This window comes from Acinetobacter sp. YH12233 (assembly GCF_013417725.1).
Classification (GTDB): Bacteria; Pseudomonadota; Gammaproteobacteria; order Pseudomonadales; family Moraxellaceae; genus Acinetobacter.
Genome location: NZ_VPDK01000021.1, coordinates 15,667 through 39,453, shown reverse-complemented (window position 1 = coordinate 39,453; position 23,787 = coordinate 15,667). Strand labels below are relative to the sequence as shown.

Below are 23,787 nucleotides of genomic sequence, written 5' to 3'. Positions count from 1 at the left end.
AATGCCTTAGTTTTGATTCCAATAACTTACATAATTCTGGGTCTGGATTTCAGCACGTGGTGCAATCGCTTTTGCCGCCGTACCGATATAGATAATGCCAGAAACCAGATCATCCTTACCAATGCCGAGCGACTGCTTGAAAAATTTTGATTCTACTACTGCGCCACTACGCCACATAGTTGAAAAACCTTGAGCCTGCAAAGACAGCAAGAAGTTTTGAATAGCGGCACCTGAACTCAAAATCTGCTCAAAATGTGGCACTTTCGGATGATCCTGCAAACGGGTTAATGCCAGTACCAGCAAAGGTGCACGAAAAGGATGATTCTTGACCCGTTCAATCTGAGCTGATTCAGTTTGACCCAGATCTATCAGTGCTTGCGATAACAGTTCACCAAATGCTTCACGTTGCGCATCCGGGATGATCACAAAAGTGGTAGGTTTTAACCGGTGATGATCCGGTGCTGTCAAAGCAGCTTTAAATGCCATTTCTAACTGTTCTGCATTCGGCGCAGGTGCCAGCAAATGTCCTATTGATTGACGTTGGTGAATATTTTGATGAACGATGTCGACCACAGATTCCGTCATTGCTTTATAGATCTATAACTTAAAAACTACGGTCAAGATTAGCATATTCCACTAACAATACTCTAGAAACTTGCAAATACCTCTACCCCGAAAATATTTAAGGAAGATTACAATATTTTCCGTGGAATCAATAAAATGTCTCTTTCATTCACTTTTCTCTCATAGAGCAACATCAAAAATTGCCAAACTTATACAACAGCTCCTAATTCTGTGCTTTTTACTGTGTTTCAATATTCCCAGTTCTGTTTTCAAGCGAGATTTTATGATGAAAAAAACAATTGCGATCAGCGGATTAGCAGCTTCAGCTCTACTTTTAACTGCCTGTGCATCTAACCCGACTTCAGTAGCGGTTCAAAAGGAAAATAATCAGTTTGAAGTAACAGGATTAGGTAAAAACCAGTTAACCTCTAAAAATAATGCAGTGAATGCAGCCAGCAAAACATGTGGCTCTAAAGCAACTGCGATTATTCTGGATGAAAAAACTTCTTATAATGGTGCACTAAAAGGTGTAGTCGATGAACAGACCGGACAAATGATTCAGGCTGCTGCGACTGTATTAGGCAATATTGCCGGCACCAACACCGGATTGAACCAGAATGATGATTATCAGACTGTTTTAACGTTCCGCTGTGAAGCCAAATAAGCTTCAACATATGCAGTAATAAAAAACCGCTCTTAAAGAGCGGTTTTTTTGCAGTTTAGATTAGCAATAGCCTTCCAAACGGGTCAGCGGTAATTTTTGTCCAATCGCTTTTTCAATCTCTGGCAAATAGAACGCATCATCTTCCGCCAGGAAACTGATACTTACACCACGCGTTCCCGCACGACCAGTACGACCAATACGGTGTACGTAATCATCGGACTGTTCAGGTAAAGTGAAGTTAATCACATGAGATACGCCATCCACATGAATACCACGACCGGCAACGTCTGTCGCAATCATGATGTTATGTTTACCATTTTTGAACTGGTCTAACATTTTTAAGCGTTTGTCTTGGGCAATTTCACCTGACAGCATTACCACCTTATAACCATCACGTTTTAAATGATCATATAGCTTACGTACCTGATCACGACGGTTAGCGAAAATCATGACCTTTTCAATCGGCTCATCACGCAGAATGTCTTGCAGCAACTTATATTTGTCTGCTTTCGCCACCATATACACACGCTGTTCTACGTCGGCATTGGTTTTTTTCTCTGGCTCAATTTCGACAGTGACCGGTTCAAATAACCATTGCTGTGCCAGATTCAAGACATCATAGCTAAAAGTTGCAGAGAACATCAGCGTCTGACGCTGCTCTTTGCGTGGCGAGAAACGCACAATACGTTTTACTGATGGAATAAAACCCATATCCAGTAGACGGTCAGCTTCATCAATCACCAGGAATTCAATCTGATCCAGCCAGACTTCTTTTTGCTCGACAAAATCAATCAGACGCCCTGGAGTAGCAACCATGATATCCACTGGCGCTTTATCCAATTGAGCTTTCTGCTTGTCAAAATCTACACCACCTAGAAGTGTTACGACACTCAGGTCAGTAAACTTGGTCAGCTCATGCGCGTCGCTTTCGATTTGCAGGGCAAGTTCACGTGTTGGTGCCAGAATCAGTGCACGCGGTTCACCACGATAACGCTGTTCTTTTACCGGATTATTCAGCAAGTCATTAATCACGCTAATCAGGAATGCGGCTGTTTTACCCGTACCCGTTTGTGCACGACCAATAGCATCATGTCCTGCCAAGGTGAATTTTAAAACCTTCTGCTGAATCGGCGTCATGGAAGTAAAGCCTAAAGCATCAATTGCCTTTTTCAGTTGGGGATGTAAATTTAAGGTTTCAAAACCAGATGACATAAAGCGCTGCTCTAATTTGATAATCACTAAGATGGAATAGTATAAACAAAAAACGCCCCAATTTATATTGGGGCGTTTATTAGCTTAATCCGAAGATTAGTCTAATGGTTGAACTTCTTCAGCTTGGAAGCCTTTTTGGCCTTTAACTACACTGAATTCAACACGTTGGCCGTCACGAAGTGAACGGTGGCCTTCGCCTTGGATTGCACGGAAATGAACGAATACGTCATCACCGCCGTTGCGTTGAATAAAGCCGAAGCCTTTAGTGTCGTTGAACCATTTAACTACGCCTTGTTCACGAGCAGCTGTCATAAGTTAATCCTCATTGATACTAAAAAAAGGACCACCCGGTGTTGCAAACAGCAGAGCAAACAAGTTTGAAAATATTATTTTTAAGCTTGTAATCATTCTGTAAAACTATTAACAAAATCCCGGTTACATCCATTGTGTATAGGGCGAAAAACAATCAATTTGTTTATCTGAAATCCTAAATACGCAACGAGCTTAACATGGGTTTATGACAATTAATAGATATTTTTTAGCTTTGTTCCTTTTGATTTAGTTATTTTTTTCACAATATATCAGAAAAATTATATATATTATTTCATGTAACTTTTTAGCCAAATAGTTGGGTTTTGGCATCCTATTTGCTAATATTTATAGCCTTTTTTTTGCGATATGAATAAAACGGAAATGAGTGATAACCACGGTCAAGCGCATATTATTGATGCCATGGGTAAGCCCTGTCCGATGCCGCTCCTGATGTTAAAGCGTGCATTAAAAGCGGATCAGGGCAAAACATTCTTGCTAAAGTCATCAGATCCACATAGTCAAACTGATGTTACACGGTATTGCCAAATGCATCAGTTAAAATGCGAATCTCAACAGATTTCTGCAACCGAGTATCACTACCTGATTGAATCTTAAAAATTTTCAATTAAACTGGATGCTCTCCATACTCGTATAAAAGTTTACATTTCTCTACCCAAATATCCATTATTTGAGGAGAGTTTGGATTAAGATAAAACCTAGTTAAGGGTTAAATCCCCCGCACTTCAAGGAGAACACATGAGTGACAGCCGCAATCAATTGATGCCCCTGTCATTATCGGCGCCAGGTGTCAATCTTGGTGCTTATATTAGCACTGTCAATCAAATTCCTATTTTGACGGCCGAACAAGAAAAAGAGTTGGCCGAACGCTATTACTACGACCAGGACCTGGACGCAGCAAAAATGCTGGTCATGTCTCATTTGCGTTTCGTGGTACATATTGCACGTAGTTATGCAGGTTATGGCCTGCCTCAAGGTGACCTGATCCAGGAAGGCAACCTTGGCCTGATGAAAGCCGTTAAGCGTTTTGACCCTAGTATGGGCGTACGTCTGGTGTCATTTGCGGTGCACTGGATCAAAGCTGAAATTCATGAATATGTAATTCGTAACTGGCGTATTGTCAAAATTGCGACCACTAAAGCGCAGCGTAAACTGTTCTTCAATTTACGTAGTCTGAAAAAGTCTTCTAAAAAGTTAACGCTTGAAGAAGCTCAGTCGATTGCCAATGACCTGAATGTAACACCAGAACAGGTGTTGGAAATGGAAGGCCGATTGACGGCTTATGATGCAGCATTTGAAGCATCAGGTGACGATGATGACGAAAATTCAACTCACGTTGCTCCAGCACTATATCTGGAAGACAACCGTTATGACCCGGCACGTCTGATTGAAAATGAAGACTATGAGGAACAAAGCACCTCTGCTCTGCATGAAGCGATGGAACAGTTAGATGACCGTTCCCGTAATATCTTGCAGCGTCGCTGGCTGGATGATGAAAAATCAACCTTGCATGAACTGGCAGCTGAATATAATGTTTCCGCCGAACGTATCCGTCAGCTTGAAAAGAATGCAATGGAAAAGATTAAAGTAGCAATGTCTTCAAACTGATGTATTGAATTAATAAACTACTAATCTTAAGAAAAAGCCTTCATATATGAAGGCTTTTTTTGTCTTTTAATGCCGTGTTTCAGCCTTAGCTTTTATGCTAAGGTTAAGCGCAAACTTTATTGGGAAGGTCAATTCAAATGTGGATTGCGATTTCAGCACTGAATCTTGCGCTTGCAGTCATGCTCGGCGCATTTGGTGCCCATGGTTTAAAGACTCGAGCGACTGAAGCACAGTTGACCTGGTGGCAAACGGCCACAGATTATTTCTTCTACCATGCTCTTGGCTTACTTATTCTAGCAGTGATCAGCCGAGTAATTCCTGAATTGCCAATCAAATGGAGTTTTCTCCTGATCCAGGCGGGGATTTTCCTGTTCTGTGGCTCACTCTATGTCATGGCACTGGGTCTGCCGCGCGGTTTAGGTGCAATTACGCCAATTGGTGGTGCCTTAATGATTGCTGGCTGGTTAATTCTGGCCTGGAATGCCGTAAAATACCTCAAATAGGTCTGATGCTTTAATCAATAATCATGGAGGGTTGCCAAGATGCTGGTGTATATCAATGGCGAACAACAAGAAACTCAATGCAAGAACCTGCTGGAACTGGTTCAAAGTCTGGCGCTTGAGGGTAAACGCTTTGCAGTTGAGGTCAATGAAATGATTATTTCTAAAAGCAGATTGGGTGAAACGCCCATTTGCGAAGCGGACAAAATAGAAATTATTCACGCAGTCGGTGGCGGCTAATAACACTTGGAACAATTATGCAAGATTTATTACAGATCGGTTCACGCCAATTCCAGTCTCGTCTTTTAGTAGGCACAGGCAAATATAAAGATTTAAATGAAACAGATCAGGCCATTCAGGCCAGTGGTGCAGAAATTGTAACGGTTGCTATTCGCCGGGTGAATATTGGTCAGCATCCAGACCAACCGAACCTGCTTTCAGTGGTTCCACCAGAAAAATACACCATTTTACCAAATACTGCGGGCTGTTTTGATGCCAATAGCGCAGTACGCACCTGTATGCTAGCACGTGAACTGCTGGATGGTCATAACCTGGTAAAACTGGAAGTTCTGGGTGATGAAAAGACTCTTTATCCAAATATTACCGAAACTTTGAAAGCAGCGCGTACCCTGATTGATGACGGTTTTGAAATCATGGTCTATACCTCAGATGATCCGATCGTGGCACAAGAACTGGAAAGTATGGGCTGTGTAGCAATCATGCCTTTAGGTAGTCTGATCGGTTCAGGTCTGGGGATTCTGAATCCACACACGATTTCGATTATTAAAGAAAATGCCAAAGTGCCTGTGCTGGTTGATGCGGGTGTCGGTACTGCCAGTGATGCAGCGATTGCCATGGAACTAGGCTGTGACGGCGTACTGATGAATACTGCGATTGCTGCTGCACAAAATCCGGTCTTGATGGCCTCTGCGATGCGTAAGGCGGTTGAAGCGGGTCGTGAAGCATTCCTGGCCGGTCGTATGCCACGCAAACGCATGGCCAATGCCAGCTCACCTGAAACCGGTTATTTCTTTAAATAATAATCGAGGCTAGAGGCCCAAAAAATTATTTAAATCATGTCGATCTGTTCAGGAGTTTCCAGCAAACTCCTGGACTTTTAAATTTAGATACCCAATACCCCGGTCAACTTTGAAAATTAAATATTAAAAGTTCACGTCTTGGTTCGGATTAATTCGAATAGGAACTTCAAATCCATAGTTGAATTTATAAAAAAGCTTTAAAGTTCACCATAAATATCTATCCAATATTCAAAGAGATGACTTAACCTATTTTGCTAAACTTATCACTCAGCTTTGATCATCAATAAAATTATAAATAAAAGGAATTTAAACCGATGCTTTATCAGATCAAACTGCCTTTCCTATTTAGCACCCTGCTGTGTCTAGCATTTACACAAAGTGCTTGTGCGAAACCTCAGACAGGTAGTTCTCCTAAATCAAGCTATCAATCTTTTGTTCCGAAAAACTGGAAAGTTCTAGAAAAAGCACAAGGTGATTTAAATCAGGACGGTCAAGCGGATATTGCCCTGATTATTGAAGATACTAATCCCGAAAACTTTGTTGCAAATGCAGGTGTAGGTAATCATGTTCTGAATACCAACGAACGAAAACTTTTGATTTTATTCAAGCAGGCAAATGGTTATCAGCTTGCAGCTAGCAATACTACTTTGCCAACCGAAGGTGATGTAGAGTCGCCTTGCCTCACTGATCCACTTGGTGAATCCGAAGCCTTAAGCATTCAAAAAGGTGTACTTCGGGTTCATTTACACTACTGGCTAAGCTGTGGTTCATGGTATGTCACCAATTATACTTATACCTTTCGATACCAAGATAATGCTTTTAAATTGATTGGCTATGATGTAGATGATTTTCACCGTGCCTCGGGTGAGAGTACAGCACGAAGCATTAACTTTTTAACAGGCAAGCTAAAAACTACAACAGATGAAAATGAATTTTCAGAACAGACGCAACTTGCCAAAGTTCAATGGTCCACCTTAAAACACCGCTACGCACTGAAACTTGAACAGGTTCAATTTAATCAGCCACAAGAGTTCGAATAAAATTAAATATTACAAACTCTTTCAAACTGAGAATTACAGCTTAAAGTGCTTCTAAAATCCGAATCTTTACACTCGCAACCGCACCTTGAGTGGCTTTAGCATGTTGCTGCATATTTACACTATGCATGTGGGTTTCCAGATGCTGAATACTTTCCCATTTTTCAAACATCATGATTGAAAAAGGCACTTTGGTCTGTAATCGGCTCTCAATTGCCGGATGATCAATATAGACATCATAAAGATGACAGCCTGGCTCTTGTAATACCTGTGTGCGGATGTTGTTAAATGAATCCAGCACTGTTTTCATATCTTGTTCCGAATGACAGATGATTTCAGCAATAACGGTTAGCATGGTCATATCTCCTGATTAAGCAAAAATTTGAGTTAAATGTTCACGATACTGTGCGATATACGCTTCAACTTCAGGGGCTTTAATTACATCATTCACAATAAATGTCGGTAAAGCTTGCATCCCCAGGAATTGGTTGGCTTTATGAAAAGGTAGGTAAACGCCATCTACACCCACGCCATGAAAAAACTGCTCGGTATCTGTAAACGCATCCATCGGTGCATTCCAGGTAAGAGATAACATATAGTTTTTATCGTGAATCAGGCCACCTGAGCCATATTTTTTTGAAGCATCTGAACGTGAGCGACCATCATTTGCATACAGGCTGCCATGCCCTTCGGTAAAAACATCATCAATATACTTTTTCACTGGCCACGGCGCACCCATCCACCAGCCTGGCATTTGGTAAATGACCGTATCTGCCCAAAGGTATTTTTCTACTTCTGCTTTTGCATCATATTCATTGTCAGCACGAGTTACCTGAACCTGATGCCCCAGCTTTGTTAATACTTCTTGAGCCAGTTCGGCCAAAGTATCATTTAACTGACCATTTGAGTGGGCAAAAGCTTTTGCGCCATTAATTAATAAAATATTTTTCATGGAAAGAACCTGAAACCAAAAATTTATGCAGGCACTATATAGACTCTGCTTATTGCTAAAAAGCAGTGATTTTGCAAATCATTATTGACTAAATATCAACAATTACTTTGGAAGCAATAAAAAAAGCGCCTTATGACGCTTTTTCAAAATTTTAGTATTAAGGAATCAAACCTTCATCACGCATTGCAATCTGTACAGACTGACGTTCTGCAACCTTATTACGGATATGAATAATATTTTTATATGGACTCAGATCATGTTCAATCTGGTTCGACCAGTTGGTGAGAACAAACAGGTAAGCATCTGCCGGACCGAAATTATCATCGACCAGATAATCATTGTCCGATTCACCAATCGCCTTATCGATATAACTCAATAAACGGTCAATTTCTGCATATGCTTTTTCTTTGGCTTCATCTGATAATTTTCCAGTGAAGAATACAGCATAAGCATCATGCAGTTCTGAATTGAGATAACCTAACCACTCCAGCACTTTGGCACGTCCCATGCCAGAAGGTGGAATCAGATCTTGTTTTGGATCGTGTTGAGCAAGAAACGGTAAAATTGCAACATTTTCTGTAAGAATTAAACCCGGATTAATTTCTAATGCTGGTACATAACCTTTTGGGTTAATTTCGTAATAATCTGCACCTTTTTCTGTTTTATGGGTTTTTAAGTCAACACGTTCCAAATCAAAATCGACATTAATTTCATTTAAAATAATATGAGCTGCCAAAGAGCACGCGCCTGGCGAATAGTAAAGCTTCATTTCTGATCCTTGTTATACACTTCTCAATGTTTTAAATCGCTTCTGACAAACTTTCAAGTGATCAAACCTGTAAATTGCAAAAAAGCGTAACTGTGATTCAGCACAGTTACATATTCAATATTGAGGAATTTACAGGCTTTTGCAAGTCAATCTTGTGTAGATTTTTATCTGTATCTGTTTAAGATACGCAGGTTCTCAAAATTTAGATGATATTTCGTGATTAACCTGAAAAAAGAAGAATGGTTTTCCAATATCCGGACTGATGTACTGGCAGGTTTGGTGGTTGGACTCGCCCTGATTCCTGAATCTATTGCCTTTTCTGCGATTGCCGGTGTCGATCCGCAAGTCGGCTTATATGCCTCTTTCTGTATTGCCGTGTCCATTGCCTTTTTCGGTGGTCGTCCTGCCATGATTTCTGCGGCTACAGGTGCAATGGCACTATTGATGATTACGCTGGTCAAGGATCATGGCTTGCAATACCTGCTTGCAGCCACGATTCTGACCGGAATCATTCAGGTGATTGCGGGCTTTTTTAAAGTTGCCAAGCTGATGCGTTTTGTGTCGCAGGCTGTGGTATATGGTTTCTTGAATGCCCTCGCGATCCTGATTTTTGTGGCACAAATCCCGGAAATTCACCGGATGGACAGTACGGCTTATCTGTTCATTTTAGTAGGTTTGGCAATTATCTATCTGTTTCCTTATATCCCGAAAATCGGTAAAGCGATTCCATCGCCTCTGATCTGTATCGTCGTACTGAGCGCACTTGCGTTATTGCTTGGTGCAGATATGCGTACTGTGAGCGATCTGGGACAGTTTCCAGATACCTTGCCAGTCTTTCTTCTTCCAGAAATTCCACTGAATCTGGAAACTTTGCAGATTATCCTGCCTTATTCCTTTACTCTAGCCACTGTAGGTCTGCTTGAAAGTATGATGACGACTACAGTGATTGATGAAGTGACTGGAACTGAAGGTGACCGACATCAGGAATGTCGTGGTCAGGGTATGGCCAATATTGTCAGCGGTTTTATGGGCGGAATGGCCGGTTGTGCCATGATTGGCCAGTCGATTATCAATGTCTCATCAGGTGCTCGTACACGTTTATCGACATTAGTTGCTGGCGTATTTTTACTGTGTCTGGTGGTCTTCCTGAAAGACTGGCTGGCTTATATTCCTATGGCAGCACTGGTAGCTATTATGATTATGGTATCATTTACCACCTTCCAGTGGGGTGCAATCAAACAGTTTGGCAAGCATCCGCTAGAATTTAATACCGTGATGATTGCAGTGATAATTGTCGTGCTTGCTACTCATAATCTGGCGCTCGGTGTATTTGTCGGTGTATTGCTCTCTGCTCTGTTCTTTATTAATAAGCTGGAAAGAACTGTACATGTCTCGACTTATTTGCATAAGCCTAATTCACGTAGCTATATAATTTCTGGTCAGATTTTTTTCAGTAGTACAGAAAAGTTCTACCAGTTTTTTGATTTTAAGGAAAAGCTAGATCATGTTGAGCTAGATCTGACGCATGCACATATCTGGGATGTAACTTCAGTAAATATGCTCAATAACGTCATCCAGAAGTTTAAAGCCCAAGGCATAGACGTGACTGTAATTGGTTTAAATGAAGCCAGTAGCACTTTGATCGATCGTTTTAGTACCTGATCAAGCTTGATCTATAAAAGAGCCAACTGGCTCTTTTATTTTGTCTGAGATCTCTGGCTCGATTTTTATGGAGAAATACCGAGAAAAGTTTGACTTGCACCGCTCAGGACTTAAAATACCGCATTCTGAATTTTTAGATTTGCCAAAATTATGTCGAACGATCAATTAGACCAGCAAGTCGTGGAGCTGGACAATTTAAGCGAGCACCGTGAAATTGTGACGTTTATGCGCCGCTCAGCGCCATTAAATACCTCTCAACGTACTGCGCTTGAACAATATGGTCACTTAATTTTGGAATATCCGGTAGGTGATTTGCGTCAGCATTTTGAACACCCTGAACGTCCGCTGACTGTCGAAATCGGTTTTGGTATGGGCCGCTCTCTGGTTCTCATGGCGAAAGCGAATCCAGAGCGTAACTTTGTCGGAATCGAAGTGCATGTACCGGGTATTGCGCAGTGCGTGTATGAAGCAGGTATGGCTGGCGTGACGAACTTACGTGTACTGGATGCTGATGCGATTCAGGTACTTCGTGAAATGCCAGACAATAGCATCAACACCGTTCAGCTGTATTTCCCTGATCCATGGCAGAAAAAACGTCACTTTAAACGCCGTTTTGTATCTCATGACCGCATGCCATTGGTTGAGCAAAAACTGGAACTTGGCGGTACTTTCCATGCTGCAACAGACTGGGAACCGTATGCTGAGTGGATGCTGGAAGTTCTGGAAGAACGTCCACGTTTAGAAAACCTGGCGGGTAAAGGAAACAGCTACCCTCGTCCTGAATGGCGCCCACAGACCAAATTTGAACGTCGCGGGATCGAAGCTGGCCACAAGATTAATGACTTTATCTTTAAGAAAATTTCTTAATATCTATAAGTCTAAAAAGCGCTGATTATTCAGCGCTTTTTTATTAGCTCTTATGGCGTTCTAAAATCTGCTGACTGAATAATCTATATACATCTGCCAAGTCTTGTCGCTGAGACTGCTCTAGCATCTGCTGATGCATATTCAGAATATTCTGATCACCACGCATCGCAGGTCCAGTCTGCCCCTGGCGTGGATCATTTTGCGTCGCTTTATGGGCTGTTTCCAGAATCAATGGATAAAGCAGGCTAAAGTCTACCTGCTGTGCATCTACTACCTGCTTGGCCATGTCATAACAGTAGTTGCTAAAATTGCAGGCAAACACCGCAGCTAGATGCAAGCTCAAACGTTGTTCTGAACTATATTGATAAACTCGTTTACTTAGGCTATTTGCTAAATGAATTAGAATTTTTTGATCTTCTGGATCAGATGCTTCAATAAATAAAGGTGTATTTTCCCAGTCGATTTCACGTTCCAGACTAAAGGTCTGCAGTGGATAAAAGACACCAGACTTTACATGTACATCTGCTAGAACATTTAGATGAGTACTACCCGAAGTATGGACAATCAGCACATCTTGCAAGTAAGAATGAACTTGTCTGATGACCTCAGCAATTGATTGATCACTCACGGCAATGATCATCAAATCTATATTCTGATTCAGATTCTCAGGTTGAGCGATGGCTTGCGCTTTAAATTGATCAGCCAGTTGCTGTGCTTTATCCAGAGTCCGGCTGTAGATCTGTACAATTTTATGTTGTGCTGACAAAGCACGGGCAAGATGATAAGCCACTCGCCCTGCCCCAATAATACTAATCCGCATTCATCAATATTCCTGAATCATTGCGCACAGCATGCCAATAAAAAAAGGATGAATCAATTCATCCTTTTGCTTTTGAACCGGATTTAGAATTTACGTAAGGTCAGAATCTGTTCACTACGACCGAAAGGCCCGTGAATATCATGCAGCACACCACTGGTGAGACCAATCCCATCTTCACCATATTGTTGCACCACTTCCAGCCCCAACCATTCACCTTGCGGCAGACGGTACATATGAATCTGTAAATCTAGATTCGGGAATCCCCAGCCCGCATTCGGGTCCTGACGTGGCACAATGCCATTCGCGGTATCGACCATACCGAGTAAACGACTAAAATCTGTAGTCGGTTGTCCTTCTACCATATCCAATGAATTTCTGAGCCAGACAATGCCTTTGCCTGCACGATGATCAGGATGTGCACGGGTTTCAATACTTTGAATATAACCGCCCGGCCAGCAACTCATACCCTCCCAAACCGGTAAAAACTCAGGGCTTTCAATCGGAAAATCTTCGATACCTGCAATGGCCCGGCTATCTGAAGTCAACATCCTCCAGGCACGTGCAACAATACAGGTTTTTCCATTGGCACACATTTCTGCCTCAATCAATTCAATAGTTTTGCCAGGACGGATCATGCGTGTAGTAATAGAAAATTCACCAAATGCAATCAGCCCAAAAATATCCAGTCCAACCCGGCCAATGCGCATTTCTGATCTAGGCTGAAACTGTTCCAGTTCAACACATAGAATACCGGTTGCCGGTGCCATATGCTGTTCATGAGGATTCCACGCACCTTGAGCATGAATATTGGAACGATAATAGGCAGTAGTACTGCCATCTGTATGCTGCTCGCGCTGGATCAAACTATAATATGCTGACATTCTTCTTAAACTTCCTTGATTATTCTCTTAAACTTTAAAATTCATATAAAGTTTCATGATCTTTATTTTCTGAGTAAAAAACCATAATAATTCATGATTTGACTATAAATTTTGTGCTGTTTAAATCCGACTTTTGTTAAAAGTTCATTTGAATCTTCCGCTGAAATCAGAAAAAAGTCCTGCTGCAATCTGGCCAGCATATTTTCGCTTTGCTGCACACTAAGTCCGGTTTGCTGTGCCATTTTTTGCATCACCTTTAATTCATTCTCACCTTCTGGCTGCATCAGATCATAGGTCAATGCGATCCCGCCAGCTTTAAGGCTCTGATAGATAGCCTGAAAAAAATCAGATTTCTGAGGTTCAGGAATAAAATGGGCGACTAAAATAGCGAGTGCAGCATCGAAAGTATCCTGCTGATCCAGTTCCTGAGTGGTGCACTGTATAAACTGAACTCGTTGTTCAGCTCCAATAGAAGCCAGATGCTTCCTTGCCTGTTCAAGCATCGCAGCGGAAGGATCAATCGCAGTAAATGTCCAGTTTGGATGCTGTTGCAATAAATAAGATAGTTCATAACCAGTTCCGCAACCCACAATCAGGATATGTGCATTTTCTGGAAGCTCAGTACTGAGTATGGCTTCAATCTGCTGATGCACCAGTTCATAGCCAGGAATCAGTTTACGGATATGATCATCATAACTTGCGACCACCACTTCACTGTGAAAGTTTTTTGCCATCTGTTTACTCTGATTTATATAGAAATAGATTTTTATCTATTTAAAGAAATTGCTAAATACATGACCTCAATTTGCAAGATGGATTCTTCTTCCATTGTGCAGGTGCTTCGTTACTTTGACTGGGCAAAGTAACCAAACCCCTCTGTTTCATTGATATGGCATCCTTGCCATACAATGAAACGGCGGCATCCATGCCGCCAGGTCATCTGATCAAATACTATTTAAACTTAGCTTTAATTAATTTAAGCAATCTCTTTTAAATTTAATTCTTCACGCATAAATTCACGCAACTTGAACTTCTGTGCCTTGCCTGAAGCTGTCATCGGGAAGTCATGGAAGAAACGCACATAACGCGGCACTTTATTGTGAGAAATATGCTCCTTACAATACTGACGGATGGTTTCTTCAGTACATGAATCATTTTCATGCAGGATGATGCAGGCACAAAGTTCCTCACCATATTTATGGTCTGGCACCCCAATCACCTGTACATCTGAAACAGCCGGATGGGTATAAAGGAAATCTTCAATTTCTTTCGGGAACAGGTTTTCCCCTCCACGAATCACCACGTCCTTGATTCGGCCCTTGATTTTGACAAAGCCTTCATCATCCATTTCAGCGATATCACCGGTATGCATCCAGCGCGCCGCATCAATCACTTCCTGAGTTTTGTCCTGATCTTCCCAATAACCGAGCATCACTGAATAACCACGTACACACAGCTCACCCAATTGGCCGCGTGGAACCACCTTGCCATTTTCATCGACAATTTTAACTTCCAGATGCGGATGTACCCGGCCAACCGTACTGACACGTTGCTCGACACTGTCTGCCGTTGAGCTTTGTGCACTGACGGGTGCGGTTTCAGTCATGCCATAACAAATCGTGATTTCAGACATATGCATCCGTTCAATCACGCGCTGCATAATTTCCTGCGGACATGGACTACCCGCCATAATCCCGGTACGCAGACTGGACAGATCAAACTCGTCAAACTGTTCATGTTCCAGCACCGCAATAAACATAGTCGGCACACCATAAGCCGCGGTACATCTTTCCTGCTGAATGGCTTTTAAGGTTTCTAATGGATTAAACACGGCAGACGGATAAATCATGGCGGAACCATGCGTAATACAGGCCAGATTGCCCATGACCATACCAAAGCAGTGAAATAAAGGCACTGAAATACAGACACGGTCTTCTGGCCCTAAATGAATGGCTTCGCCAACAAAGTACCCGTTATTTAAAATATTATTATGGGTCAGCATGGTGCCTTTCGGATTGCCGGTGGTGCCCGAGGTAAACTGGATATTAATGGTTTCATCGAACTGCAGTTCACTGGAGATCTGTTGCAGTTGTTGCAGCTCTTGTTCGCCAGGCGAGCTCAGCAAATCCTGAAACCGGTGGATGCCGGTATGCTGCTGGTCATCAATTTTAATTACATGTTTTAAATGCGGCAGACGCTCTGCATTAAGGAATTTATCCTCGGTTTCCTGCAATTCCGGTGCAATTTTAGTCAGAATTTCCTGATAGTCCGTCGTCTTAAACTGCGCTGCAATCACCAGTCCCTTACAGGAGACCTTGTTTAGCACATATTCAAGCTCATTGCTTTTATAGGCCGGATTCAGGTTCACCAGAATAATGCCTGCCTTGAAGGCCGCAAACTGGGTAATGGTCCATTCCACACAGTTCGGCGACCAGATTGCCAGACGGTCACCTTTTTGCATACCTAGTTTCAGCAGCTGACAGGCAAAGGCATTGACCTGATCCTGTAGCTGCCGGTAACTGAGGCGTATGTTCTGATGCAAACTCACTACCGCATCACGTTCTGCATACTGCTCGCAAGCTTGATCAAATTTTTCACCAATCGTCATGCCCAATAAAGGCTGGCTGCTGGTTCCATAGGCATAGCTTAACCGTACTTGTGTCATTGAATCGATCTCCTTGATTCTTTGTAATTCTGATTTTCAACTTTACTAATTGTTTTATGACCACGACGACCTTGTCTATGTGCCTGTTTTTGTGTGTCTATGCTGCTGAATTTCCCTCCTGTCGATGTACTGCGTTAACACAAAAATCGGCAATCTGTTTGACAAAGTGATCCTTGTAGTTCTGATCAAACATCACATTACGGGACGGATTCAAAGGTTCAATCACGACAAAGGTCATGGCACCAACCACGCCCAAAGCTGCCGTATTTAAATCTTCAAACTCGAACTCTCCATTCACCTTTCCTTCGGCCAGGATTTCCTTAATGCTTTGTTTAAGCAGCTGTTTACTGCGAAAACGCTCATGTTCCATTTCCGGATCAACCGGTTCAAACATAAGTGAATACGCCAACTGGGGGCTATTCATGGCACGTTTCACAAAAGTTGTAACAGATTTTTGCAATTTCAGTTTTGGCGACAAATCCGACCCGGCAATGGAAACAAGAATTCCAACTTCATGCTGAATCGCTGCCGACAAAACCTCAATCAAAATCTGGCTTTTGTTTTCAAAATATCGATATACCAGCCCTGTAGAAACGCCTGCGCGTTCTGCAATCGCCTGAATCGACGCCTCTTTAAAGCCCCCTTGAGTAATCAGTTCACGAGCAGACTGTAAAATCGACAAACGATTTTGTTCCATTCGTTCCTGCATCAGTGATGATCTTTTATAACTCATAATCTTATTCTCAACCAGATAAAATGAATTGTAAATCATTTTGTGAATATAGGTTCACTTTTTTAATTTTTCGTTGTATGTTAAAAAAACAAGCACAACAAAAATGCTTTTGGACACAACAAATATAATCTCAGGATGGATGAAGAATGAATTTACAAAGCTTAGATTTCGGTTTGGATGAAACTCTTATTGCGCTTCGTGATTCAGTGGCCGCATTTTGCGCCAAGGAAATTGCCCCAATTGCCCAGCAAGTTGACCGTGACAATGAATTCCCGGCTCACCTCTGGAAAAAATTTGGTGATATGGGCCTACTTGGTTTAACGGTCAGTGAAGAATATGGCGGTACCAATCTGGGGTATCTGGCCCATATTATTGCCATGCAAGAAATTTCCCGTGCTTCAGCATCCATTGGTTTGTCCTATGGCGCCCATTCTAACCTATGTGTAAACCAAATTAAGCGAAATGGTAATGAAGAACAAAAGCAGCGTTATCTGCCAAAACTGATTTCTGGTGAATATGTCGGTGCATTAGCAATGTCTGAGCCGAATGCCGGATCAGATGTAGTCAGCATGAAACTGAAAGCTGAAGATAAAGGCGATCATTATCTACTCAATGGTTCCAAGATGTGGATCACTAACGGTGGTGATGCCGATGTACTTGTCGTCTATGCCAAAACCGATTTACAAGCTGGTGCCAAAGGCATGACTGCTTTTCTGGTTGAGAAAAATATGCCAGGTTTTAGTCACGGCACTCATTTAGACAAATTGGGCATGCGTGGTTCCAATACTTATCCCCTGTTTTTTGACAATGTCGAAGTTCCGAAAGAAAACGTGCTTGGCGGTGTCGGCAATGGGACTAAAGTGCTGATGAGTGGTCTGGACTATGAACGTGCGGTTCTGAGTGCTGGCCCACTGGGCATTATGGATGCCTGCATGGATACCGTGATTCCTTATATTCATGACCGTAAACAATTTGGTCAGGCACTGGGCGAATTCCAGTTGATGCAAGGCAAAATTGCTGACATGTACTCTACCTGGCTGGCATGTAAGGCCCTGGTGTATGCCGTTGGTGCTGAATGTGACAAGGCCGATCATAGCCGTAGCCTGCGTAAAGATGCTGCCAGTGCCATTTTATATGCCGCTGAAAAAGCCACCTGGATGGCGGGTGAAACCATTCAGACCCTAGGTGGGAACGGTTATATCAATGAATTTGCTGCAGGCCGTTTATGGCGCGATGCCAAACTCTATGAAATTGGCGCCGGAACTTCCGAAATCCGCCGCATGCTCATTGGCCGTGAGCTCTTCAACGAAACAGCCTAAACATTAACACTTAGAATAAAACAAGGATGTTCGTCATGAATCAGTTACAGAGCAAAATCAATATACGTAGTGAAGAGTTTAAGACCAACCAGGCTGCCATGCTGCAACTGGTGAATGACCTTAAACAGAAAGTAGAAAAAATTGCCTTGGGTGGCGGAGAAAATGCCCGCCAGAAACATCTGGATCGCGGCAAATTACTGCCGCGTGAACGGATTAATCATTTAATTGATCCAGGCACGGCTTTTCTGGAAATCGGTCAACTGGCTGCCTATCAGGTTTATCAGGATGATGTTCCTGCAGCAGGTGTAGTTGCTGGTGTGGGTCAGGTCAATGGTGTGACCTGCATGATCGTGGCCAATGATGCCACAGTCAAAGGCGGGACTTATTATCCCCTTACGGTGAAAAAGCATTTACGTGCCCAAGAAATTGCCGAACAGAATCATTTGCCATGTATTTATCTGGTCGATTCTGGCGGTGCTTATTTACCTTTACAGGATGAAGTCTTCCCGGATCGTGATCACTTCGGTCGTATCTTTTACAATCAGGCACGTATGTCGAGTCTAGGTATTGCCCAGATTGCAGTGGTGATGGGTAGCTGTACGGCAGGTGGTGCTTATGTGCCAGCGATGTCAGATGAAACCATTATTGTGCGTAATCAAGGCACGATTTTCCTCGGCGGCCCTCCTCTGGTGAAAGCGGCAACCGGTGAAGTGGTTTCTAGTGAAGACTTAGGTGGTGGTGATGTACATACCCGTTTATCTGGGGTTGCCGATCATCTGGCAGAAAATGATGAACACGCAATTGCCATTGCCCGCAACATTGTGGCGAACCTGAATAAAAAGCCAAATAAAACTGCAGATGAAATTGAAGCACCGCGTTTTGACAGTTCAGAGCTGTATGGCATTGTGCCAAGCGATGCACGTAAACCGTTTGATATCCGTGAAGTGATTGCGCGTATTGTCGACGGTTCACGCTTTGACGAATTCAAGGCACGCTTTGGGACTACCCTGGTCACTGGCTTTGCCAAGCTCTATGGAATGCCAGTTGGAATTATTGCCAACAATGGAATTTTATTCTCTGAGTCTGCACAAAAAGGCGCGCATTTTATTGAACTATGTACCCAGCGCAATATTCCGCTGATCTTCCTGCAAAACATCACCGGCTTTATGGTGGGTCGTCAGTATGAAAATGAAGGTATTGCTAAAAATGGTGCCAAGCTGGTGATGGCCGTCGCGACAGCCAATGTGCCTAAACTGACTCTGGTGATTGGCGGTTCTTTTGGTGCCGGTAACTATGGCATGTGTGGCCGTGCTTACTCGCCACGCTTTATGTGGACCTGGCCAAACTCACGTATTTCGGTGATGGGCGGTGAACAGGCCTCTAGCGTATTGTCGACTTTGAAACGCGATCAGATTGAGCAAAAAGGTGGAACCTGGTCAGCTGAAGAAGAAGACCAGTTTAAACAGCCAATTCGTGACCAATATGAACGCCAAGGCCATCCTTATTATGCTTCTGCGCGTTTATGGGATGACGGTGTCATTGATCCAGCGCAATCGCGTGAAGTCCTGGCCCTAAGTCTGGCTGCAGCGATGAATGCACCAATCCAGCCAACCAAATTCGGCGTGTTCCGCATGTAAGAGGTGACAAAAATGGACTATCAATTTTTACAGCTCGAACAGCAGAATCAGGTGGCAACGGTCTGGATTAACCGGGCTGAACTGCATAATGCGTTTAATACCCAGGTCATTGAAGAGCTACATGCCTGTTTCCAGTCTTTAAATCAGCGTGATGACGTACGCGTGGTGATTCTGGCAGGCCGAGGCAAAAGCTTCTCTGCGGGTGCAGATCTGAACTGGATGAAACAGGCCGGTCAGGCCTCACAGGCAGACAATGAAGCCGATGCTCTCAAACTGGCAAAAATGTTGCAAAGTCTGGCGACATTAAAACAACCGACGATTGCCCGTGTCCATGGAATTGCTTTTGGCGGCGGTATGGGACTGGCATCCGCTTGTGATATCTGTATCGCCAGCACTGATGCCAAGTTTGCAACGTCTGAAGTACGTTTAGGATTAGCCCCTTCGACCATTAGTCCGTATGTGATTCGTGCGATTGGCGCCCGTCAGGCGTCACGTTATTTCCTGACTGCTGAGCGAATCTCAGCTGAACAGGCGAAAACCATTGGTCTGGCACATGAAGTGACTGCACCAGAACAGCTCGACAGCAAAATTGATGAGATTGTGGAAGCGCTCTTACTCGGTGGACCAGCAGCGCAAAACGCCTCAAAACAGCTGATTCAACTGGTCGATCAACAGGTCCTGACTGAAGATCTGCTGCTTAAAACCGCACAGCATATTGCCCATGTTCGCCAGGGAGATGAGGCGAAAAATGGACTGAATGCATTTTTAAACAAAAAAAGCCCGGCCTGGATCAAGACCACGGCATAACAACAAGAAGGATCGTAGGATGTTTGAAAAGATTTTAATTGCCAACCGTGGTGAAATTGCCTGTCGTGTAATTCGTACAGCGAAAAAGTTAGGCATCGCTACTGTTGCCGTATATTCCGATGCCGATGCACAGGCACAGCATGTCAAACTGGCAGATGAAGCCATCCATATTGGTGAATCGCCTGCTGCACAAAGTTATTTACAGATTGAACGTATTATTCAGGCAGCAAAAACTACAGGTGCTCAGGCTATTCATCCAGGTTATGGCTTCCTGTCTGAAAATGACCAGTTTGCCCTGGCCTGTCAGGATAACAACATTGTCTTTATTGGTCCGCCAGTGGATGCGATCTTAGCAATGGGTCTGAAAGCGACCTCTAAAGCCTTAATGGAAAAAGCTGGTGTACCTTTAACCCCCGGCTATCATGGTACCAATCAGGATGCCGATTTCTTGAAACAACAAGCTGACAGTATTGGCTATCCAGTACTGATCAAGGCTAGTGCTGGCGGTGGCGGTAAAGGCATGCGACTGGTCGAGCGTAGTGAAGATTTCCTGAGTTCACTCGCCTCCTGTAAAAGCGAAGCACGTTCCAGCTTCGGCAATGAAGATGTGCTGATTGAACGCTATGTCGTGCAGCCACGCCATATTGAAGTTCAGGTCTTTGGTGATACACATGGCAATTATGTGCATCTGTTTGAACGTGATTGCTCCGTGCAGCGTCGTCACCAGAAAGTTCTGGAAGAAGCACCTGCACCTAAAATGCCAGAAGACAAACTTGAGGCGATGCGCCAAGCCGCAATTGATGCTGCACGTGCTGTAAATTATGTCGGTGCCGGTACAGTCGAGTTCATCGTTGAGCAAGACGGTACTGCTTACTTCATGGAAATGAACACCCGTCTGCAGGTTGAGCATCCAGTCACTGAAATGATCACCGGTCAGGATCTGGTGGAATGGCAGTTACGTGTAGCGTTCGGTGAACCTTTACCGAAACAGCAGCATGAATTACAGATACACGGTCATGCACTGGAAGCCCGTGTTTATGCCGAAGAACCAGAAAAAGGTTTTATTCCTGCCATCGGTCAGATCAGCTATTTGCACTATCCAGAACAAAATGACAGCGTGCGTGTGGATAGTGGCATTGTCGAAGGTGATGAAATCAGCACCTATTATGATCCGATGATTGCCAAACTTATTGTTTGGGGCAAAAACCGTGAAGCTGCTTTAACCCAGATGCATCATGCCTTGGGTCAGTTTCATGTCGATGGTCTTGGCAATAACATCGCTTTTCTTGATCGCTTAGTATTATGTGATTCATTTAAAAATGCCCATCTCGATACTGGCCTGATTCAACGTGAAGAAGAGTTCCTACTCAAACCATCTGCTGATATCAGTGCAGAATTAGTGGTCACTGCAGCCTTGGTTGAACTGTTATCGCGTCTGGCTCAAAACCCGACTAGCAATAATCCCGTCTGGCAGCAAAAGGCATTTTGGCGTCTGAATCAGCAAAATAGCTACACAATTAAATTACAATGTAATGACGTTTTACGTGTGGTGAGCTTTAAAGCGCTAGAAAATAGTTTCCTGGCAAATTATGAAGGCCAGACACTTACCATCCAGGGTGAGCTGCTTGATCAACACCTACTCCAGTTAAATCTTGCGGGTCAGCAGCAGAAACTGGCATTTAGCCAGACTGAGCATGGCATTACCCTGTTCCAGAATGGTCAAAGTTACAAGTTTACTTATCTGAAGTCTGATTTTAATAGCCAGGATGAACAAGGTACTGAAAACAATCTAACTGCGCCAATGCCTGGCGTGATTACTCAGGTTCTGGTCGCGGCAAATGACAAAGTGAAAAAAGACGATGTACTGCTGACCTTGGAAGCAATGAAGATCGAATATACCATTCGTGCTCCGCATGATGGCATTATCGCAAACTCATACTTCCAGAAAGGTGATCAGGTTAAAGCCGGTGATGAACTGGTTGAGTTTCAGCCTCTAGCGGAGGAAGTTGCATGACAGATTTCGTTAAAATCGTAGAAGTCGGGCCACGCGATGGCCTGCAAAACGAAAAAACACCTTTAACACTAGATGACCGTAAAAATCTGATTCTGGACCTGATGAAAACAGGTTTGCAGGCGATTGAGGTCGGCTCCTGTGTTTCAGCCAAATGGGTTCCACAGATGGCAGATAGCGATACGCTATTTGCCAGCTTGCCTAAAGATCCGAATATCCAGTTCAGTTTGCTGACGCCAAACATGAAAGGTTTTGAATCAGCGCTGGCTGTGGATTGTAAAGAAGTTGCGGTATTTACCGCAGCTTCTGAAAGCTTTACCCACAAGAATATCAACTGCTCGATTGATGAAAGCTTTGAGAAGTTTGCAGATGTGATGGCAGCTGCCAAAGCAAATGATGTCAAGGTGCGTGGCTATGTCTCTTGTATGGTGGACTGCCCTTATGAAGGTGCAATTGATCCGAAGCAGGTCGTCAAAGTTACACAGCGTCTACTAGACATGGGCTGCTATGAAGTGTCATTAGGTGAAACCATTGGTACGGCAACTCCGGATCGCGTGAAGAACGTCTGGGATGCCTGTCTTTCAGAAATTGATAGTAAAGTGCTAGCCGGTCATTTTCATAATACCTATGGCATGGCCATCGCTAATATTTACCAGTCATTGCTGCAAGGGATTCGGGTATTTGACTCCTCTATTGCCGGTCTCGGTGGCTGTCCTTATGCCAAAGGTGCTTCCGGCAATGTTTCAACTGAAGACCTGTATTACCTGCTCTCCAAGATGGGCTTTGAAACCGGTATTCAACTGGATGCTTTGATGCAGGCCAGCCGTAATATCAGCGAGGTATTACAACGCAATAATCCATCCAATTATGCCAATGCCTATTGGCAAAAAGCCTGTGCTTAAAAACTTGAAATAGCCGGACACTCTATAAGTCCTCATGGATAGAAATCAGCAGATCTTTAGATGAAAGAGATCTGCAAGAGAAGAATAAATCGAGGTAAAAATGTCAAATAAAGTGTATGACAGTGCAAAAGCCGCTTTAGACGGCGTGGTCCAGGATGGACATACTCTGGCGGTAGGCGGTTTTGGACTCTGTGGTATTCCAGAAGCCCTCATTGTAGCTTTAAAGGAAACTGGTGCCAAAAATCTGACCTGTATTTCTAATAATGCCGGTGTGGATGGCTTTGGCTTGGGGCTATTGCTGGAAACCAAACAGATTAAAAAGATGATCTCTTCCTATGTGGGCGAGAATAAGGAATTTGAACGCCAATACTTAAGCGGTGAACTTGAAGTTGAACTGACCCCGCAAGGAACTTTAGCTGAAAAATTACGTGCCGGTGGTGCAGGTATTCCCGCTTTCTATACCGCGACCGGTGTTGGAACCGTCATTGCTGAAGGTAAAGATGTCCGCGAATTCAATGGCAAGTCTTATATTCTGGAAGAATCCTTAACTGCTGATGTAGCTTTGGTTAAAGCTTATAAGGCCGATAAAGCCGGCAACCTGATTTTCCGTAAAACTGCCCAGAACTTCAATCCGGTCTGTGCCATGGCTGGTAAAGTGACCATTGCTGAAGTTGAAGAAATTGTCGAGATCGGTGCCCTTGATCCAGATGAAATTCATCTTCCCGGTATTTATGTGAACCGGATTGTACTGAATACCCAACCAGAAAAACGGATTGAACAGATGACTTTAAAGGCGGAGGCTTGATC

The 23,787-nt window shown here is 43.4% G+C and carries 26 protein-coding genes; 15 read left to right on the top strand and 11 right to left on the bottom strand.

The annotated features are described in order from the left end of the window. Positions 1-6 precede the first annotated feature (6 nt). Positions 7-585: a nitroreductase family protein gene (locus FTV12_RS10610; protein ID WP_034169994.1), complete on the bottom strand. Its 579-nt coding sequence runs from the start codon at positions 583-585 to the stop codon at positions 7-9. Positions 586-850: 265 nt separating this feature from the next. On the opposite strand from FTV12_RS10610, the gene FTV12_RS10605 reads away from it, so the two are divergent. Further along, complete coding sequence (locus tag FTV12_RS10605) at positions 851-1,228, top strand: hypothetical protein (protein ID WP_171505595.1); 378 nt, start codon at positions 851-853, stop codon at positions 1,226-1,228. A 60-nt stretch (positions 1,229-1,288) separates the two neighbouring features. Here FTV12_RS10605 and rhlB read toward each other — a convergent pair whose 3' ends face one another. Both rhlB and FTV12_RS10595 read right to left on the bottom strand, forming a co-directional pair. After that, a complete protein-coding gene (gene rhlB, locus FTV12_RS10600) occupies positions 1,289-2,440 on the bottom strand; it encodes an ATP-dependent RNA helicase RhlB (RefSeq protein WP_004782458.1) in 1,152 nt (383 codons plus the stop codon). 96 nt (positions 2,441-2,536) lie between these two features. Next, positions 2,537-2,752 carry a cold-shock protein gene (locus tag FTV12_RS10595; RefSeq protein ID WP_004782461.1) on the bottom strand — a complete coding sequence of 72 codons (216 nt, stop codon included), beginning with the start codon at positions 2,750-2,752 and terminating at the stop codon, positions 2,537-2,539. Positions 2,753-3,133: 381 nt separating this feature from the next. Between FTV12_RS10595 and FTV12_RS10590 the strand changes: the two genes are divergently transcribed. From FTV12_RS10590 to FTV12_RS10565, 6 genes are all read left to right on the top strand, one after another. After that, on the top strand, positions 3,134-3,367 hold the full coding sequence (locus FTV12_RS10590; protein WP_175968201.1) for a sulfurtransferase TusA family protein: 234 nt from the start codon (positions 3,134-3,136) through the stop codon (positions 3,365-3,367). A gap of 141 nt (positions 3,368-3,508) precedes the next feature. After that, entirely contained in the window at positions 3,509-4,378 is an 870-nt protein-coding gene (gene rpoH, locus FTV12_RS10585) for an RNA polymerase sigma factor RpoH (RefSeq protein WP_004782464.1), read from the top strand. Between the two features lie 137 nt (positions 4,379-4,515). Continuing rightward, entirely contained in the window at positions 4,516-4,881 is a 366-nt protein-coding gene (locus tag FTV12_RS10580) for a DUF423 domain-containing protein (protein ID WP_004782466.1), read from the top strand. A gap of 39 nt (positions 4,882-4,920) precedes the next feature. Next, positions 4,921-5,118: a sulfur carrier protein ThiS gene (gene thiS / locus FTV12_RS10575; RefSeq protein WP_005235073.1), complete on the top strand. Its 198-nt coding sequence runs from the start codon at positions 4,921-4,923 to the stop codon at positions 5,116-5,118. 17 nt (positions 5,119-5,135) lie between these two features. Beyond that, entirely contained in the window at positions 5,136-5,918 is a 783-nt protein-coding gene (locus tag FTV12_RS10570; RefSeq protein ID WP_034702140.1) for a thiazole synthase, read from the top strand. 314 nt (positions 5,919-6,232) lie between these two features. Next, complete coding sequence (locus tag FTV12_RS10565) at positions 6,233-6,958, top strand: hypothetical protein (RefSeq protein ID WP_179992282.1); 726 nt, start codon at positions 6,233-6,235, stop codon at positions 6,956-6,958. Positions 6,959-6,998: 40 nt separating this feature from the next. Here the strand turns inward: FTV12_RS10565 and FTV12_RS10560 are convergent, their stop codons facing one another. The 3 genes from FTV12_RS10560 to FTV12_RS10550 form a co-directional block, all read right to left on the bottom strand. Beyond that, complete coding sequence (locus FTV12_RS10560) at positions 6,999-7,310, bottom strand: putative quinol monooxygenase (RefSeq protein ID WP_179992281.1); 312 nt, start codon at positions 7,308-7,310, stop codon at positions 6,999-7,001. Positions 7,311-7,325: 15 nt separating this feature from the next. Beyond that, a complete protein-coding gene (locus FTV12_RS10555; RefSeq protein ID WP_179992280.1) occupies positions 7,326-7,907 on the bottom strand; it encodes an NAD(P)H-dependent oxidoreductase in 582 nt (193 codons plus the stop codon). Between the two features lie 157 nt (positions 7,908-8,064). Next, a complete protein-coding gene (locus tag FTV12_RS10550) occupies positions 8,065-8,676 on the bottom strand; it encodes a glutathione binding-like protein (protein WP_004782472.1) in 612 nt (203 codons plus the stop codon). Positions 8,677-8,892: 216 nt separating this feature from the next. Here FTV12_RS10550 and FTV12_RS10545 point away from each other — a divergent pair, with 216 nt between their 5' ends. Next, positions 8,893-10,338 carry a SulP family inorganic anion transporter gene (locus FTV12_RS10545; RefSeq protein ID WP_179992279.1) on the top strand — a complete coding sequence of 482 codons (1,446 nt, stop codon included), beginning with the start codon at positions 8,893-8,895 and terminating at the stop codon, positions 10,336-10,338. Between the two features lie 150 nt (positions 10,339-10,488). Next, a complete protein-coding gene (gene trmB / locus FTV12_RS10540; protein WP_004782474.1) occupies positions 10,489-11,205 on the top strand; it encodes a tRNA (guanosine(46)-N7)-methyltransferase TrmB in 717 nt (238 codons plus the stop codon). 43 nt (positions 11,206-11,248) lie between these two features. Here the strand turns inward: trmB and FTV12_RS10535 are convergent, their stop codons facing one another. The 5 genes from FTV12_RS10535 to FTV12_RS10515 all read right to left on the bottom strand — a co-directional run bounded on the left by FTV12_RS10535 (position 11,249) and on the right by FTV12_RS10515 (position 16,304). After that, positions 11,249-12,025: a Rossmann-like and DUF2520 domain-containing protein gene (locus FTV12_RS10535; protein ID WP_180034000.1), complete on the bottom strand. Its 777-nt coding sequence runs from the start codon at positions 12,023-12,025 to the stop codon at positions 11,249-11,251. An 83-nt stretch (positions 12,026-12,108) separates the two neighbouring features. After that, on the bottom strand, positions 12,109-12,906 hold the full coding sequence (locus FTV12_RS10530; protein ID WP_004782476.1) for a thioesterase family protein: 798 nt from the start codon (positions 12,904-12,906) through the stop codon (positions 12,109-12,111). A 62-nt stretch (positions 12,907-12,968) separates the two neighbouring features. Next, positions 12,969-13,640 (bottom strand): class I SAM-dependent methyltransferase, encoded by a 672-nt coding sequence (locus FTV12_RS10525; RefSeq protein WP_180033999.1) that lies wholly within the window; start codon positions 13,638-13,640, stop codon positions 12,969-12,971. A gap of 242 nt (positions 13,641-13,882) precedes the next feature. Further along, positions 13,883-15,571 (bottom strand): AMP-binding protein, encoded by a 1,689-nt coding sequence (locus FTV12_RS10520; protein WP_180033998.1) that lies wholly within the window; start codon positions 15,569-15,571, stop codon positions 13,883-13,885. A gap of 97 nt (positions 15,572-15,668) precedes the next feature. Continuing rightward, positions 15,669-16,304: a TetR/AcrR family transcriptional regulator gene (locus FTV12_RS10515; protein ID WP_004782481.1), complete on the bottom strand. Its 636-nt coding sequence runs from the start codon at positions 16,302-16,304 to the stop codon at positions 15,669-15,671. A 146-nt stretch (positions 16,305-16,450) separates the two neighbouring features. Between FTV12_RS10515 and FTV12_RS10510 the strand changes: the two genes are divergently transcribed. The 6 genes from FTV12_RS10510 (at position 16,451) to FTV12_RS10485 (ending at position 23,785) form a co-directional block, all read left to right on the top strand. Next, on the top strand, positions 16,451-17,623 hold the full coding sequence (locus FTV12_RS10510; protein WP_004782484.1) for an isovaleryl-CoA dehydrogenase: 1,173 nt from the start codon (positions 16,451-16,453) through the stop codon (positions 17,621-17,623). A gap of 35 nt (positions 17,624-17,658) precedes the next feature. Then, positions 17,659-19,260 (top strand): carboxyl transferase domain-containing protein, encoded by a 1,602-nt coding sequence (locus tag FTV12_RS10505; protein ID WP_180033997.1) that lies wholly within the window; start codon positions 17,659-17,661, stop codon positions 19,258-19,260. A gap of 12 nt (positions 19,261-19,272) precedes the next feature. Further along, on the top strand, positions 19,273-20,067 hold the full coding sequence (locus FTV12_RS10500; RefSeq protein ID WP_180033996.1) for an enoyl-CoA hydratase/isomerase family protein: 795 nt from the start codon (positions 19,273-19,275) through the stop codon (positions 20,065-20,067). 19 nt (positions 20,068-20,086) lie between these two features. Continuing rightward, positions 20,087-22,081, top strand: a complete 1,995-nt coding sequence (locus tag FTV12_RS10495) for an acetyl/propionyl/methylcrotonyl-CoA carboxylase subunit alpha (RefSeq protein WP_180003661.1) — start codon at positions 20,087-20,089, stop codon at positions 22,079-22,081. Then, positions 22,078-22,980 carry a hydroxymethylglutaryl-CoA lyase gene (locus FTV12_RS10490; protein ID WP_004782490.1) on the top strand — a complete coding sequence of 301 codons (903 nt, stop codon included), beginning with the start codon at positions 22,078-22,080 and terminating at the stop codon, positions 22,978-22,980. The genes FTV12_RS10495 and FTV12_RS10490 overlap by 4 nt, the downstream gene beginning before the upstream one ends. Before the next feature lie 100 nt (positions 22,981-23,080). Further along, positions 23,081-23,785, top strand: coding sequence for a CoA transferase subunit A (locus FTV12_RS10485; RefSeq protein ID WP_180033995.1), 705 nt, complete (start codon positions 23,081-23,083; stop codon positions 23,783-23,785). Positions 23,786-23,787: the final 2 nt, after the last annotated feature.